Source organism: Nocardioides sp. Kera G14, assembly GCF_020715565.1.
Taxonomy (GTDB): domain Bacteria; phylum Actinomycetota; class Actinomycetes; order Propionibacteriales; family Nocardioidaceae; genus Nocardioides.
Genome location: NZ_CP085839.1, coordinates 825,183 through 840,722 on the forward strand (window position 1 = coordinate 825,183; position 15,540 = coordinate 840,722).

Below are 15,540 nucleotides of genomic sequence, written 5' to 3' on the forward strand. Positions count from 1 at the left end.
GTTAGGGTCGAGACATGAGGTCATTGCAGTGGAGTGTCGGTGTCGCGGTCATGATGGCTGTCACGGCCGGCTGCGGCACGAGCGGCGCGTCGGACGGAGACACGGCCGTCCACGTCGTCGCGTCCACCAACGTGTGGGGCGACGTGGTGAAGCAGGTCGCGGGCGACCTCGCCGGATCGACGGTTGAGATCACGTCGATCATCTCCGACCCCGACGCGGACCCGCACTCCTACGAGGCCAACACCCAGAACCAGCTGGCGCTCTCCAAGGCCGATCTCGTCGTGGAGAACGGCGGCGGGTACGACGACTTCATCGACTCGATGCTCAAGACCGCCAAGGGCGACCCGATGGTGCTCAACGCGGTCGACATCTCGGGTCACACCGCTCCGGCAGGCGGGGAGCTCAACGAGCACATCTGGTACGACTTCCCCTCGGTGCAGAAGATCGCCGACCAGATCGAGGCCGCATTGGCGAAGGCCGATGCGACCCACGCGTCGACGTACGCCGCCAACGCCAAGGCGTTCGACGAGAAGCTCGCCGGCTTCGAGGCCACCGAGGCCGCGATCAAGGCGAAGCACGCCGGCGAGGGTGCCGCGATCACCGAACCGGTGCCGCTCTACCTGCTCGAGGCGGCCGGCCTGGTCAACAAGACGCCGGAGGAGTTCAGCGAGGGCATCGAGGAGGGCACGGACGTCTCCCCGGCCGTGCTCAAGGAGACCACCGACCTCTTCGCGACGAAGGCCGTGAAGATCCTCGCCTACAACGAGCAGACCACCGGCCCGGAGACCGACGCCGTGCTGAAGGCAGCCAAGGAGAACGGCATCCCGGTCGTCGGCGTGCGCGAGACCCTTCCCGACGGACAGGACTACCTCGCATGGATGGCTGACGACCTCGCCCAGATTCAGTCGGCACTCGGCTGATCGGCGACGATGGATCACATGACGGAGGTTTCCCGCGGCTCAGCGCTGCGATTCCACGGCGCCGCGCTGAGCTACGGGACACATCGCCTGTGGTCCGGGCTCGACCTCGACCTCCAGCCGGGGGAGTTCCTCGCCGTGCTCGGCTCGAACGGCTCGGGCAAGTCGAGCCTGCTCCGCGCGATCCTCGGGCTCCAGCCACTCAGCGCCGGCTCGCTCGAGGTCACCGGGCGGCCCGCGCGCCGCGGAAGCCGGCACATCGGGTACATCCAGCAGCAGCGACGCCTCGACCCGACGACCCCGCTGCGGGCGCGCGACGTCGTACGCCAGGGTCTCGACGGCCACCGGTGGGGAATCGGCATCCCGGGTCGCACCGATTGGCGTGCGGTCGAGGAGGCTCTCGAGGGAGTCGGCGCGCGCGAGTTCGCCGACATGCCGGTGGGACTGCTCTCCGGAGGTGAGCAGCAGCGCGTCCGGATCGCGCAGGCGCTGGTCTCCGATCCCGAGCTGCTCCTGTGTGATGAGCCGCTGCTCTCGCTCGACCTCGCCAGCCAGCAGGTGGTCACGAGCCTGGTCGACCGCCGCCGGCGCGAGCACCGAACGGCGGTCGTCTTCGTGACCCACGAGATCAACCCCATTCTCCCGTACGTCGACCGCGTGCTCTACCTCGCGGGCGGAGCCTTCCGGGTCGGCACGGTCGATGAGGTGCTCACCTCGGAGACCCTCACCGCGCTGTACCGAGCACCGATCGAGGTCGTACGCACCGGCGGCCGCATCCTGGTCGCGGGCATCCCCGACTCGCCCGAGCACGCCCATCACCATGACCATGCCCACGACCACCACGGGGAGCCGGCGCTGTGAGCACCGACGTCTGGCACGAGATCTTCAACTTCGCGAACTACAGCGAGCTGCTGCCATTGGTGCACAACTCCCTCATCGCCGGTGCGGTGCTCGGGCTGGTGGGCGGCCTGATCAGCAGCTTCGTGATGATGCGCGACCTGCCGTTCGCCGTCCACGGCGTCAGCGAGCTCTCCTTCGCCGGTGCGACGGCGGCGCTGCTGCTGGGTGTCAGCGTGGTGGCCGGCTCGCTGGTCGGCTCGCTCATCGCGGCCGTCATCATCGGCGCGCTCGGGGCGAAGGCGCGCGATCGCAACTCCATCATCGGTGTCCTGATGCCCTTCGGGCTCGGACTCGGCGTGCTCTTCCTCGCGCTCTACCACGGCCGGGCGGCCAACAAGTTCGGACTGCTCACCGGCCAGATCGTGGCGATCGACACGCCCCAGCTGAAGTGGTTGATCCTCACGGCGGCGGTCGTGGTCGTCGGCCTGCTGGTGATCTGGCGCCCGCTCGTCTTCGCGAGCACCGACCCGGAGCTCGCCGCCGCGCGCGGTGTGCCGGTCGCACTCCTGTCGCCGGTCTTCATGCTGTTGCTCGGGCTGGCGGTCGCGATCTCGATCCAGATCATCGGTGCCCTGCTGGTGCTCAGCATCATCTGCACGCCTGCGGCCGCGGCGATGCGTGTCACCGCGTCGCCCCGGGTGATGCCGCTGCTCAGCATGCTCTTCGGCTTCGTCTCGGTGATCGGCGGGATCCTGCTCGCCCTGGGCGGCAGTGTGCCGATCAGCCCCTACGTCACCACGATCTCGTTCTCGATCTATCTCGTCTGTCGAGGGATCGGCGCCTGGCGCAACCGCCACGGGTGGGTCCGTCGCGCCGCTGTCGCACTGTGAGCCGCGGGGGCTAGGCTCGTTGACGATGGCAACGAACTCCTCGACCCCCGTCCCCGCGTCCGACTCCGCACAGGGTGAGTACACCCACCGGCAGATCCTGACGATCCTCACGGGTCTGCTGCTCGGGATGTTCCTGGGTGCGCTCGACCAGTCGATCGTCTCGACGTCGATCCGGACGATCGCCGACGACCTGCACGGCCTCAACATCCAGGCCTGGGTCACGACGGCGTACCTCATCACGTCGACGATCACGACGCCGATCTACGGCAAGCTCGGCGACCTCTGGGGCCGCAAGAAGCTCTTCATGTTCGCCATCACTGTCTTCATCGTCGGGTCGCTGCTCTGCACGATCGCCACCTCGATGTACGAGCTGGCCGCCTTCCGCGCCTTCCAGGGCCTCGGCGCCGGCGGTCTGTTCACGCTGGTGCTCGCGATTGTGGGCGACATCGTGAGCCCCCGCGAGCGTGCCAAGTACACCGGCTACTTCATGGCCACCTTCGGCTCCTCGAGCGTGCTCGGGCCGGTCATCGGCGGGCTCCTCGCAGGCGCGAACTCGATCCTCGGCATCGCCGGGTGGCGCTGGGTCTTCCTCGTCAACGTGCCGATCGGGATCCTCGCGCTCGTCGTCGTCTACCGCACACTCCACGTCCACCACGTGAAGCGCGAGGCGAAGATCGACTGGATGGGCGGCGTCGCCCTCGTCATCTGCCTCGTGCCGCTCCTCACCGTCGCCGAGCAGGGGCAGGACTGGGGATGGGGCTCGGGCCGCGCGCTGCTGTGCTTCATCGTCGGTGCCGTCGGCCTCGTGCTCTTCATCGCGGCCGAGGCGTTCATGGGACGCGACGCCCTCATCCCGCTCTCACTCTTCAAGATCCGTGCCGCGGCCGTCACCGTCGTCGCGAGCGTCCTGGTCGGCATGGGCCTCTTCGGCGGCATGATGATGCTGCCGCTCTACATGCAGATCGTCCACGGCGCCTCGCCGACGCAGTCGGGCCTGCTGATGCTGCCGATGGTCGTCGGGCTGATGTCGGCCGCCATGATCTCCGGTCGGATCACCTCGAAGACGGGTCGCCCGCGGATCTTCCCGATCATCGGCTCGCTCTTCATGGCGCTCGGGATGTTCCTGCTCACCACCATCAGCGCCGACACCCACCTGTGGGTCGTGATGCTCTTCATGCTCATCGTCGGCTACGGCGTCGGCAACTGTATGCAGCCGCTGATCCTCACGGTGCAGTCGGCGGTTCCGCCTCAGGCGATCGGTGTGGCGACGGCCTCGGCCACCTTCTTCCGCCAGATCGGCGGCACCATCGGCGTCGCGGTCTTCCTCTCCGTGCTCTTCAGCACGGTCGGTGGAAACATCTCCTCGGCGATGAAGGACGAACTGCCGAAGGTCGCCGCGCAGGTGCAGGCCGGAACCCTGACGCCGAACGCGGTCGACAAGCAGGTGCTCTCCGGTGACTCGTCGCTGCTGGCCGGTATCCAGAAGGACTCCTCGGTCATCAACGACATGAGTGCTCCGGTCGCGCACCCCTTCAAGGTCGGCTTCGCGGACTCGATGACCCATGTCTTCGTGATGATCGTCGGGATCGGGCTGCTCGCCTTCCTGGTGCTCCTCTTCATGCCAGAGGTGGTCCTGCGCGAGACGAACGCCGCCTCGGCGGCTGCCGCACAGCGGGCCGCCAAGGAGGCCGAGGTCGCGGGCGGCGCCGGGCACGACGTCGTCTGAGTTCCGGCTGCTCGCGGGTTCGGCCGTCGCCGTACTCCGGACTTAGGCTTGACCTATGTCCGGCGAGTCCCTCTTCCCCCGTCTCGAGCCCCACCTGGGCCGGGTCTCCAAGCCGATCCAGTACGTCGGCGGCGAGCTCAACTCGACGGTCAAGGACTGGGACTGCGGCGCGGACACGCCCTCGGGACAGACTGTCCGCTGGGCGCTGATGTACCCCGACGCCTACGAGGTCGGCCTGCCCAACCAGGGCGTCGCGATCCTCTACGAGATCCTCAACGAGCGTGACGGCGTCCTCGCCGAGCGCACGTACTCGGTGTGGCCCGACCTCGAGGCGATCATGCGGAGCGAGGCCATCCCGCAGTTCACGGTCGACGCGCACCGCAGCGTGCGTGACTTCGACGTCCTCGGGCTCTCCTTCTCCACTGAGCTCGGCTACACGAACATGCTCACCGCGATCAACCTGGCCGGCATGCCGCTGCACGCCGCCGACCGGGGAATCGACGATCCCGTAGTGCTCGCCGGCGGCCACGCAGCCTTCAACCCCGAGCCGATCGCCGACTTCATCGACGCCGCCGTCCTCGGTGACGGCGAGGAGGCCGTGCTGGCGATCACCGAGGTGATCCGTGAGTGGAAGGCCGAGGGCCGCCCCGGTGGGCGGGACGAGGTGCTGCGGCGGTTGGCCGTCAGCGGGAACATCTACGTCCCGAAGTTCTACGACGTCGCGTACGCCGAGACCGGAGAGATCGAGGCCGTCACGCCCAACCACCCCGACGCCCCTTGGCGGGTGCGGAAGCACACGCTCATGGACCTCGACGCCTGGCCCTACCCGGCCAAGCCGCTGGTGCCACTCGCCGAGACCGTGCACGAGCGCTTCAGCGTCGAGATCTTCCGCGGCTGCACGCGTGGCTGCCGCTTCTGCCAGGCCGGCATGATCACGCGTCCCGTCCGCGAGCGCTCGATCAACACCATCGGCGCCATGGTCGAGAACGGCCTCTCCAAGTCCGGTTTCGAGGAGGTCGGGCTGCTCTCGCTCTCGTCGGCCGACCACACCGAGATCGGTGACATCGCCAGCGGCCTCGCGGATCGGTACGACGGCACCAACGTCTCCCTCTCCCTGCCGTCGACCCGCGTCGACGCCTTCAACATCACGCTCGCCAACGAGTTCTCGCGCAACGGCCGTCGCTCCGGGCTGACGTTCGCCCCCGAGGGCGGGTCGGAGCGGATGCGCAAGGTGATCAACAAGATGGTGACCGAGGACGACCTCATCCGCACCGTCGCGGCGGCATACTCCCACGGCTGGCGCCAAGTGAAGCTCTACTTCATGTGTGGCCTCCCGACCGAGACCGACGAGGACGTGCTGGCCATCGCCGACCTCGCCAAGCGCGTGATCGCGACCGGCCGCGAGGTGTCGGGTCGCAACGACATCCGCTGCACCGTCTCCATCGGTGGCTTCGTGCCCAAGCCGCACACGCCGTTCCAGTGGGCCGCGCAGCTCGACCACGAGACCACCGACGAGCGGCTGCGCAAGCTGCGCGCGGAGGTCCAGCAGGACAAGCGCTTCGGTCGCGCGATCGGCTTCCGCTACCACGACGGCAAGCCCGGCATGATCGAGGGACTCCTCTCGCGTGGCGACCGTCGCGTGGGCCGGATCATCGAAGAGGTGTGGCGCGACGGGGGCCGCTTCGACGGCTGGAGCGAGCACTTCTCCTTCGAGCGCTGGATGTCCGCCGCCGAGAAGGCTCTCGCCGGGACCGGAGTCACCGCCGAGTGGTTCACCATCCGCGAGCGCGGCTACGACGAGGTCCTGCCCTGGGACCACCTCGACTCCGGCCTCGACAAGGACTGGTTGTGGGGTGACTGGGAGGACGCCCTCGCGGCCGCCAACGGTGAGGACATCGAGATCGAGGACTGCCGCTGGACCCCCTGCTACGACTGCGGCGTCTGCCCGGAGATGGGCACCGAGATCCAGATCGGCCCGACGGGTCAGAAGCTCCTGCCGCTCTCGGTGGTCTGACCGTGAGCCACTGGCTCGATGCGGGCGTCAGAGGGTTCTGGCGCGTCGCGGGTCGAGCCGTAAACCTCGCGGGCGATGACAGTTGGCTGGCCGCGCCGACGAGCCTGTCGCCCCGGGTAGCCGACTCGTGGCTGGACGCGGAGGCCGAGCGGCTCGGCGGGCGCCTCGAGCACAACTCCGTCGGCGGAGGGCTACTGCCTTCCATGGCCATGCTGGACGGTCCCGGGTTCTCGGCTGCCGCGCTCCGTCCAGAGATCCGGGACTTCTACGAGCACACCGCCGACTGGCGCCTCGAGGTCTGGTCCGCCTGGTCGCCCCTCTTCTGGCCGGGCGGCGAACTCATCTCCCGTCTCTATGGCCGTCGGGTCGAGCAACTCGCCCTGCCGATGCGGCCGCTCGACGTCGCACACGGAATGGACAGTCGCGTGACCCTGATCAGCGACGCTGCGGGCGCTCAGGTCGGTGCCGCCTGGGAGCGGATGCTGCGGGGGAGCGGGCGCCACGTCTTCAGCGGCTGTTACTCGGCACGGCGCCTGCCGGGGTCTGACCACATGAGTGTCCACGTCGCCTTTCCACTGGAGGCCGGCAACGTCCAGGTCTTCCTCCGTCCGAGCGTCACGGCGGAGGGCGCTCTGCTCCTCGAGTCTCCGTCAGGTCGGTTCGGGGAGGACGGTGCATATGTGGTCGTCGAGGAGCGCGGGTCCGCGCACGCTGTCAGAGTCCCTCTGCACGAGACGTTCCACGTGTACGTCGACCCCGCCGGTGTCCTGCGGACTGATCATGAGCTCCGCCTCCGAGGTCGTTGGGTGACCCGTCTGCACTACCGACTTGAGCGCAGGGAGGCCTAGGCGGCGAGGGTGAACTCGCTGTCGTAGGCCACGACGAGGTGGTGGCGTGGTCGTACGCCGGGCTCTGGCGGTGTTCGCAGGGGTGGTGGCTCACTGTCCTGGTGGCCGATGACCTGTTTGGCCCAGTTGCATTGGCGGCAGGTGCCTTCACCGTTGACGACGGTGGTCTCGCCGCCCGAGTCCCAGTCCTCGACGTGGTCGATGTGGGCGATCCTCGCGCCGCAGCCCGGTGTCCTGCAGATCTGGTCGCGGAGTCGGATGAACTGGGCGAGCTGCTTGGGGAAGAGCCGTGCTTTGGACTCCATCGCGACCAGTTCACCGGTGTGGGGTGCGGTGAAGAGGCGGCGGAGCTCGACCTTCTGCAGGCTCAGGATCGCGGTCTCGATGAGCCGCTTGGCGAGGCTCGTCGGGATGGGTCCGTGGCTGGCGAGGATCGCAGGCTGGGTGTGGTCGTTGTCCAACAACGCCTCGGCGGTCATGAGGAGGTTGATCGTGACCGGGTGGGAGGGCTGCTCCAACGCCACCGTGGCGGGCGTGCCGCTGTCAGCACCGGTGAGGCGGGCGATGAGCGTGTCGACCATGACCTGGCCGCGGGTGGCGTCCACACCCAGGGCGAGGGCGGTGTCCGCAGAAGCCTCGAGGGTGTCCTTGACGGCGGCGAGCTGCTCGATGGGCATGAGGGCTTTGAGCCAACCCATCCCGTCGCCACGATCGGTGGGGGTGGCGGTGATGTGTCGGTCCTCGACGGCCTTGTCCCGACGGCGTACGACCGCCTCCTCGTCCAGAGCGAGGGCGATGGTCTGGGCGCGGTGGGCGATCTTGCGGTTGCCCAGCTCGCTGAGGCCGGCAGTGTTCGCGAACCGCCGGTCGAAGGCCTGCGCATCCGGGCCTTCGAGGATGCTGGCTTCGCGAGTCACCAGCGTCGCCTGGAACTCGGACAGCTCCCCGGCGGCGTACCTAGCGAACGTCCGTGGCAGCGCCCGGAGCTGCTTCGCCAGGGACATGACCGTCCGGCCGTGGGCCGGCGAGATCCGTCGGGCGCGGGCGACGGTCTCGGCCACGGCTTTGCCCTGCCGTTCAGCAGGAATCCCTTGGGCCGCGGCACGTTCGCGCATCATCCGGTCGACCTCGAGGGCGAGAGCAGCTTGGCGGGCTTCGATCTGGTGCTTCAGCGTCTCGAGCTCACCGAGCTCGGTGCAGATGCTGTCCAGGTCGCCGTCGATCGGCCGGGCGATGGACATCCCGAAGCCGCGGATGTCGTCCGTGGTGGGGGTGTCTGCCATCGCTTCTCCCGCGGTCGGCGTGGGTGCTAGTGCTTGTGCCGATCCTATCATCGGAGGCAAGCCGGCGCAAGGTATGTGCGCCGCCGACTTTCAGCAGGGGGCGCCTGCTCATCCATTAATGTCGCGCCCGTGGATGAGCAGGACGCCCGTACCTTGGCGCGCTTCCTCGCGACCGACGGCAGCCTGACCTCGATCCCGGCGAAGCGCAGCAAGCGCCTCCTCGTCCTGGACCATCTCGCCCAGTCCTTCGAGCTCGGCGAGGTCTACCCGGAGACCGAGGTCAACGGCCGTCTCCGCCGGTTCCATCCCGACGTCGCGGCCCTGCGCCGCTACCTCGTGGAGGAGCAGTTCCTCACCCGGCGCGACGGCTTCTATTGGCGCACCGGCGGGACGGTCGACCTCGACAGCCTCGAGTAGCCGATTCGGTCGGCCGCCGCGTTCTCAGCGAGAATGCCCACGTGGCACGCGAGATCCCCGAACAGCAGGCACCGCCGGTCCAGCGGCTTCGGATCCGCTACGCCAAGCGCGGGCGGCTCCGCTTCACATCCCACCGCGACTTCTCCCGCGCCTTCGAGCGCGCCCTGATGCGCACCAAGATCCCGATGGCCTACTCCTCGGGGTTCAACCCGCACCCGCGCGTCTCGTACGCCGGCGCGTCCCCGACGGGGGCGGCGAGCGAGGCCGAGTACGTCGAGATCGGACTCGCGCAGGTCGTCGACCCGGCCCACGTCAAGGCACTCCTGGTCGGGGCGCTGCCGGTCGGTCTCGACATCGAGGAGGTCGTGGAGTCACCGGGCGGCTCGCTGGCCGACCTGATGCAGGCCTCGAGCTGGCACATCGACGTACCGGTGCCGCCGATCCAGGCGGCCGCCGCCGTCGAGGTCTTCCTGAAGGCCGACGAGGTCCCGGTCGAGCGGATGACCAAGAAGGGCATGCGCTCCTTCGATGCCCGCGCCGCGGTCGTCTCCATGAGCGTCGAGTCCCTCGGTGAGGGCGTCCGCATCTCGCTGGTCCTGAAGCACGGTACGCCCGCCGTACGACCGGACGATGTGATGTCCGGGCTGGCCTCCCTCGGCGGCCTCCAGGTGGGGGCGGAGTACGGCGGCCTGCCGCTCCTGACGCGCCTCACGCAGGGTCCGTTCGACGAGTCGACGGGCGCCATCAGCGACCCGTTCTCGAGCCAGCCGGCGCTCTGAACTGCGCGTTGACCACGGGTGAACACCATCCGTGTGCGATACTGACCACGGTTTCGCGATAGCACGTGGCTGTACCGCAGGTGCTGAGTGGGACCCGACGACTCATCCGTCATCTCGACGCCCAGCACCCCCGGGTAGCGGGAGACACGGGGACGACACGTCAGTCGCCAGACGCGACGCGGCTCGGCAGCCGGTGACAGGGGCTGTCAGTGAGAGAGCATGCGACCGCGGCAGGTGGCGGGCGATACCGATCCTTGATGCGAGCGCGCAGGACGCGTCGTCGCCCTGACAAGCTTTTGCGCCCACGGCGCCATACACGCCCTGCCGCTCACGGCGGGGCCGAGGAGAAGTGCCCTTATGGCTGACGACCTGACCGTCGACTCCACCACGACCGAATCCGGTCCCGCCGTCGAGGCGGGCGAGAGCGCCGCCCCGGTCAAGAAGGCGGCGAAGAAGGCGCCCGCCAAGCGGGCTCCCCGCAAGACGGCGGCGAAGAAGGTTCCCGACGCCCTGGCTGACGGCCCGGCACCCGACCTGACCGCGGACGCCGCCGACCCCGTCGCCGAGACCGTCGTCGACCCGGCCACCGCCCTCTCCGAGGCGGCTGTCGAGGCGCCGGAGAAGCCGGCCAGGAAGACCGCTGCGAAGAAGACCGCCGCAAAGAAGACCGCGGCCAAGAAGACCGCGGTGAAGAAGACCACCGCCAAGAAGGCCCCCGACGCCCTCGCCGACGGCCCTGCTCCCGACCTGACCGACGGTGCGGTCACCGACCCCGCCGCCGAGACGGTCGTCGAGGCCGCCGCCTCCGAGCCCGAGGCCTCCACCGGTCCCGCCGCTCCGGCCGCGCTCTTCCAGGCGCCCGAGAAGGCCGCTCCGCGCAAGCGCACCCGCAAGGCCGCCGCGCCCAAGCCGGAGCCGGTCGTCGAGCGTGAGTCCGAGGCGGACGAGGAGGATGCCGAAGCCCAGGTTCTCTCCGACGGTGTGCTCGTGACGGATGAGGTCGAGGCCACCGAGATCCCTGAGGCTGCCGGCGGTGCCGACGACGAGGACGTCGACGACACCGAGAGTGATACCGAGAGCGACGCCGACGGTGAGGACGAGGACGGCTCCACGCCGGCCCGCCGTCGTCGCCGTCGTGGTGGTCGCCGCCGACGCAAGCCCGCCTCCGCGAACGCGGGGGAGGAGGACGACTCCGAGGACTCCGCCGAGCAGGGCCATGACACCGACAGCGCCGAGGCCGGCGAGACCGACACGGACGAGGACAACGACGACTCCGAGGGCAACGGCGAGGGCGGCAGCTCCCGTCGCCGTCGTCGCCGTCGCCGCGCCGGTGACTCCGGTGGTGGCTCGGACGACGAACCCGGCGTCAACACCGTCGTCAAGGTCCGTGAGTCCCGCCCGCTCGAACAGCAGATCACCTCGATCTCCGGTTCCACGCGCCTCGAGGCCAAGAAGCAGCGCCGGCGCGACGGCCGCGAGGCCGGCCGCCGCCGCGCCCCGATCGTCTCCGAGGCCGAGTTCCTGGCCCGCCGCGAGTCCGTCGACCGCGTGATGGTCATCCGCCAGCGTGGCGACCTCACGCAGATCGGTGTCCTCGAGGACAAGGTCCTCGTCGAGCACTACGTCGCCCGCGAGTCCCAGACCTCGATGATCGGCAACATCTACCTCGGCCGCGTGCAGAACGTGCTGCCGAGCATGGAGGCCGCCTTCATCGACATCGGCAAGGGTCGCAACGCGGTCCTCTACGCCGGCGAGGTCAACTGGTCCGCGCTCGGCCACAAGGAGGGCCAGCCGCGCAAGATCGAGTCCGTCCTCTCCAGCGGCCAGACCGTCCTCGTCCAAGTCACCAAGGACCCGGTCGGCCACAAGGGAGCACGCCTCACCTCGCAGATCTCCCTTGCCGGCCGCTTCCTCGTCTACGTCCCCGACGGCACGACGTCCGGGATCTCCCGCAAGCTCCCCGACACCGAGCGCAACCGCCTCAAGTCGGTCCTCAAGGAGATCGTCCCCGACACCGCCGGCGTCATCGTGCGTACGGCGGCCGAGGGTGCGTCCGAGGAGGAGCTCACCCGCGACGTCGAGCGCCTGAAGGCCCGCTGGGAGGACATCGAGGGCAAGGCCGCGAAGGGTGGCAACGCCCAGCTCCTCTACGGTGAGCCCGACCTGACGCTCAAGGTGGTCCGCGACCTCTTCACCGAGGACTTCGCCAAGCTCGTCATCCAGGGCGACGACGCATGGGAGACCGTCAAGAACTACGTCGACCACGTCGCACCCGACCTGGCCGAGCGCCTCGAGAAGCACGAGACGACCCGCACGGCGACCGACGCGATGGGCAAGGAGTACCAGGAGCAGGCTCCCGACCTCTTCGCCGTCTACCGCGTCGACGAGCAGATCGCCAAGGGCCTGGACCGCAAGGTCTGGCTGCCCTCGGGCGGCTCGCTCGTCATCGACCGCACCGAGGCCATGACGGTCGTCGACGTCAACACCGGCAAGTTCACCGGCTCCGGCGGCAACCTCGAGGAGACGGTCACCAAGAACAACCTCGAGGCCGCGGAGGAGATCGTCCGCCAGCTCCGGCTGCGCGACATCGGCGGCATCATCGTCGTCGACTTCATCGACATGGTCCTCGAGTCCAACCGCGACCTCGTGCTCCGCCGTCTGGTGGAGTGCCTGGGCCGCGATCGCACCCGTCACCAGGTCGCCGAGGTCACCTCGCTCGGTCTGGTCCAGATGACCCGCAAGCGGATCGGCACCGGCCTCGTCGAGGCCTTCTCCGAGACCTGCAGCCACTGCCAGGGCCGCGGCATCGTCGTCCACGACCACCCGGTCGCCACCTCCGGCGCCCCGCAGGTCGAGCCCGACGAGCAGCCCCGCGGCCGCCGTCGTCGCGGCGGCAAGGGTCGCAACGGCGGTGGCGACGAGGCCCCCACGCCCGAGCCCACCCCGGCGATCCCGTCGCCCAAGGTGATCGCCTCCCTCCCGCGCCACGAGTACGACGACGAGGTCGTCCACGCCGACGACGCGCTGGCCGAGAGTGACGCCGAGGCGGCTCCGCTCGACGGGGACACCGTCCTGGAGAGCAACGAGGAGCTCGAGACCACCGCAGACCTGACCGATGAGGTCGTGGTCGAGATCGAGCCCGAGAGCACGCCCGACGCGGCGCCGGACGAGCTCGTGGTCGACGTACCGGCGGAGCCGCAGGCGCCGAAGGTGATCACCCGGACCCGCGGTCGTCGTGGTGCCAGCACGGCGGTCATCTCGACCGGCGAGGCCGCCGTCGTCGAGGTCAGTGCCGACGATGTTCCCGCCGCTCCTCCGGTGGAGGCGACGCCGCCGCCGAAGGTCGTCACCCGCACCCGCCGGGGCGCCAGCCGCGCGTGAGGTGGCGCGGGTCGTCGCGGTTTTGCCGTGTCGACGCCCGCCGCCTAGTATTGACCCTCGTTGTGTGTGCCCCGTATCGGCTTGGCGTGCGCGCACAGCCACAAGACTCAGATTCATCCATCAGTACGACAGTTCGTTGAAGGAGACCGCGGTGTACGCGATCGTGAAGGCTGGCAGCAAGCAGCAGAAGGTTGCCGTCGGCGACGTCATCGAGATCGACCTTGTCGAGGGCAAGCGCGGCTCGACGGCCGGCACCTCGGTCACCCTCCCTGTCGTCCTGCTCGTCGACGGCGAGAAGGTCACCGCGACCGGTCTCGACAAGGCGTCCGTCTCGGCTGAGGTCGTCGGTGGCACCAAGGGCCCCAAGATCATCATCCAGAAGTACAAGAACAAGACCGGCTACAAGAAGCGCCAGGGTCACCGCCAGCACTACACCCAGGTCAAGGTCACCGCGATCAACGCGTGAGCGTTGTTGGCTGACTGATCTCCCTCATTTCGATCACTCAAAAGGACTGAAGAGATGGCTCACAAGAAGGGTGCGGCGTCCACCAAGAACGGCCGCGACTCGAACTCCCAGCGCCTCGGCGTGAAGCGCTTCGGCGGCCAGGTCGTCAACGCGGGCGAGATCATCGTCCGCCAGCGCGGCACGCACTTCCACCCGGGCTCCGGCGTGGGTCGCGGCGGCGACGACACCCTGTTCGCCCTCACCGCCGGTGCGGTCGAGTTCGGCACGCGTCGTGGTCGTCGCGTGGTCAACATCGTCCCGGCCGCGGAGTGACGCTCCGCAACCAAGCGTGAACCGAAGGGCGTCCCGAATACGGGACGCCCTTCGTCCATTTCTTCAACTGTTCTACTGAAAGACTGATCCCATGGCTGTTCCCACATTCGTCGACCGCGTGCGTCTCCACGTCGCTGCGGGGCGGGGCGGCCATGGCGTGGCCTCCGTCCACCGCGAGAAGTTCAAGCCGCTCGGCGGCCCCGACGGCGGAAACGGTGGTCCGGGAGGCTCGATCATCCTGCGCGTCGATCCCGACGTCACCACGCTGATCGACTACCACCACTCACCCAAGCGCACCGCCACCAACGGTGGCCAGGGCGCGGGCGACCACAAGAACGGCGCGCACGGCGCCGACCTGATCCTGCCCGTCCCGGACGGCACCGTCGTCACGGACGAGAAGGGCAACGTCTTGGCCGACATGGTCGGCGCGGGCACCGAGCTCGTCATCGCCGAGGGCGGTCGCGGCGGTCTCGGCAACGCCGCGTTGGCCTCGTCCAAGCGCAAGGCCCCCGGCTTCGCCCTCCTCGGCGAGCCCGGCGAGGAGCGCGAGATCGGCCTCGAGCTCAAGGTCGTCGCCGACATCGGCCTGGTCGGTTTCCCGAGCGCCGGCAAGTCCTCCCTGATTGCGGCCATCTCCCGCGCCCGGCCGAAGATCGCCGACTACCCGTTCACAACGCTCGTCCCGAACCTCGGGGTCGTCACGGCCGGTGACACCACGTTCACCGTGGCCGACGTACCCGGCCTGATCGAGGGTGCGAGCGAGGGTCGCGGGCTCGGTCACGAGTTCCTGCGCCACATCGAGCGCTGCGCCGCGCTAGTGCACGTGCTGGACTCCGCGTCCATCGAGCCGGGCCGCAACCCGCTCGACGACCTCGACATCATCGAGAACGAGCTTGCCCGTCACGGCGGCCTCGAGGACCGTCCTCGCCTCGTCGCGCTCAACAAGATCGACGTCCCGGACGGCCGCGACATCGCCGACATGACGATCGACGACCTGCAGGCCAAGGGCTACCGCGTCTTCCCGATCTCGGCCGCGAGTGGCGAGGGCACACGTGAGCTGATCTTCGCGATGGCGCAGATCGTCTCCGAGTCGCGTCAGGAGAAGCCCGCCGTCGAGCCGCAGCGGATCGTGCTCCGCCCTCGCGGCTTCGGCACGCACGTCGACTTCGAGATAACCCCGTCCGACGACGGCTGGGTCGTCCGCGGCGACAAGCCCGAGCGGTGGGTCCGCCAGACCGACTTCAACAACGAGGAGGCCGTGGGATACCTCGCCGACCGGCTCAACCGCCTCGGTGTCGAGGACCAGCTCACCAAACTCGGCGCCCACGAGGGCGACGCCGTCATCATCGGCGACCCCGGCAAGAACGCCGTCGTCTTCGACTTCCGCCCCTCCGTCCAGGCCGGAGCCGAGATGCTCGGCCGCCGCGGCGAGGACCAGCGCTTCACCGAGGACCGTCCGGCCGCCCAGCGACGCCGCGACATCCAGGAGCTGATGGAGGAACGCGCCGAGGGCGAGACCCGCGCCGACGTCGCCCGCCGCCTCGACAGGAACAACTACGTCGACGGACCGATGGGCTACGAGATCGGCTCCGCGGAGGACCCGGACGCCGACCTCTTCGACCTCTCGGAGTCCGACCCCGGGGAGCCTGCGGAGAAGAGCGAGTAGT

At 69.0% G+C, this 15,540-nt stretch carries 12 protein-coding genes and 1 pseudogene; 12 read left to right on the top strand and 1 reads right to left on the bottom strand.

The genetic code is table 11. From position 1 onward, the window contains the following. Positions 1-14 precede the first annotated feature (14 nt). The 6 genes and pseudogenes from LH076_RS04125 to LH076_RS04150 all read left to right on the top strand — a co-directional run bounded on the left by LH076_RS04125 (position 15) and on the right by LH076_RS04150 (position 7,235). Positions 15-920: a metal ABC transporter solute-binding protein, Zn/Mn family gene (locus tag LH076_RS04125; RefSeq protein ID WP_227782732.1), complete on the top strand. Its 906-nt coding sequence runs from the start codon at positions 15-17 to the stop codon at positions 918-920. A gap of 18 nt (positions 921-938) precedes the next feature. Next, a pseudogene (locus LH076_RS16990) lies at positions 939-1,460 on the top strand (metal ABC transporter ATP-binding protein); the annotation flags it as partial. A 314-nt stretch (positions 1,461-1,774) separates the two neighbouring features. Continuing rightward, positions 1,775-2,647, top strand: coding sequence for a metal ABC transporter permease (locus LH076_RS04135; RefSeq protein ID WP_227782734.1), 873 nt, complete (start codon positions 1,775-1,777; stop codon positions 2,645-2,647). A 25-nt stretch (positions 2,648-2,672) separates the two neighbouring features. Then, positions 2,673-4,373 carry an MDR family MFS transporter gene (locus tag LH076_RS04140; RefSeq protein ID WP_227782735.1) on the top strand — a complete coding sequence of 567 codons (1,701 nt, stop codon included), beginning with the start codon at positions 2,673-2,675 and terminating at the stop codon, positions 4,371-4,373. Positions 4,374-4,428: 55 nt separating this feature from the next. After that, a complete protein-coding gene (locus LH076_RS04145; protein ID WP_227782736.1) occupies positions 4,429-6,387 on the top strand; it encodes a TIGR03960 family B12-binding radical SAM protein in 1,959 nt (652 codons plus the stop codon). A gap of 2 nt (positions 6,388-6,389) precedes the next feature. Continuing rightward, the gene (locus LH076_RS04150; protein WP_227782737.1) at positions 6,390-7,235 is read left to right on the top strand and encodes a hypothetical protein; all 846 of its coding nucleotides are present in this window, start codon (positions 6,390-6,392) and stop codon (positions 7,233-7,235) included. On the opposite strand, the gene LH076_RS04155 is transcribed toward LH076_RS04150, so the two are convergent. Then, on the bottom strand, positions 7,232-8,518 hold the full coding sequence (locus tag LH076_RS04155) for an HNH endonuclease (protein ID WP_227782738.1): 1,287 nt from the start codon (positions 8,516-8,518) through the stop codon (positions 7,232-7,234). The genes LH076_RS04150 and LH076_RS04155 overlap by 4 nt on opposite strands. A 129-nt stretch (positions 8,519-8,647) precedes the next feature. On the opposite strand from LH076_RS04155, the gene LH076_RS04160 reads away from it, so the two are divergent. From LH076_RS04160 to obgE, 6 genes are all read left to right on the top strand, one after another. Further along, complete coding sequence (locus tag LH076_RS04160; RefSeq protein WP_227782739.1) at positions 8,648-8,935, top strand: DUF2087 domain-containing protein; 288 nt, start codon at positions 8,648-8,650, stop codon at positions 8,933-8,935. 41 nt (positions 8,936-8,976) lie between these two features. Next, positions 8,977-9,714 (top strand): TIGR03936 family radical SAM-associated protein, encoded by a 738-nt coding sequence (locus LH076_RS04165; RefSeq protein WP_227782740.1) that lies wholly within the window; start codon positions 8,977-8,979, stop codon positions 9,712-9,714. Between the two features lie 357 nt (positions 9,715-10,071). Further along, positions 10,072-13,095, top strand: a complete 3,024-nt coding sequence (locus tag LH076_RS04170) for an Rne/Rng family ribonuclease (protein ID WP_227782741.1) — start codon at positions 10,072-10,074, stop codon at positions 13,093-13,095. A gap of 151 nt (positions 13,096-13,246) precedes the next feature. Further along, complete coding sequence (rplU, locus tag LH076_RS04175) at positions 13,247-13,561, top strand: 50S ribosomal protein L21 (RefSeq protein WP_227782742.1); 315 nt, start codon at positions 13,247-13,249, stop codon at positions 13,559-13,561. Positions 13,562-13,615: 54 nt separating this feature from the next. Then, the gene (rpmA, locus tag LH076_RS04180) at positions 13,616-13,873 is read left to right on the top strand and encodes a 50S ribosomal protein L27 (protein ID WP_227782743.1); all 258 of its coding nucleotides are present in this window, start codon (positions 13,616-13,618) and stop codon (positions 13,871-13,873) included. A gap of 91 nt (positions 13,874-13,964) precedes the next feature. Next, positions 13,965-15,539: a GTPase ObgE gene (gene obgE / locus LH076_RS04185; RefSeq protein ID WP_227782744.1), complete on the top strand. Its 1,575-nt coding sequence runs from the start codon at positions 13,965-13,967 to the stop codon at positions 15,537-15,539. Position 15,540: the final 1 nt, after the last annotated feature.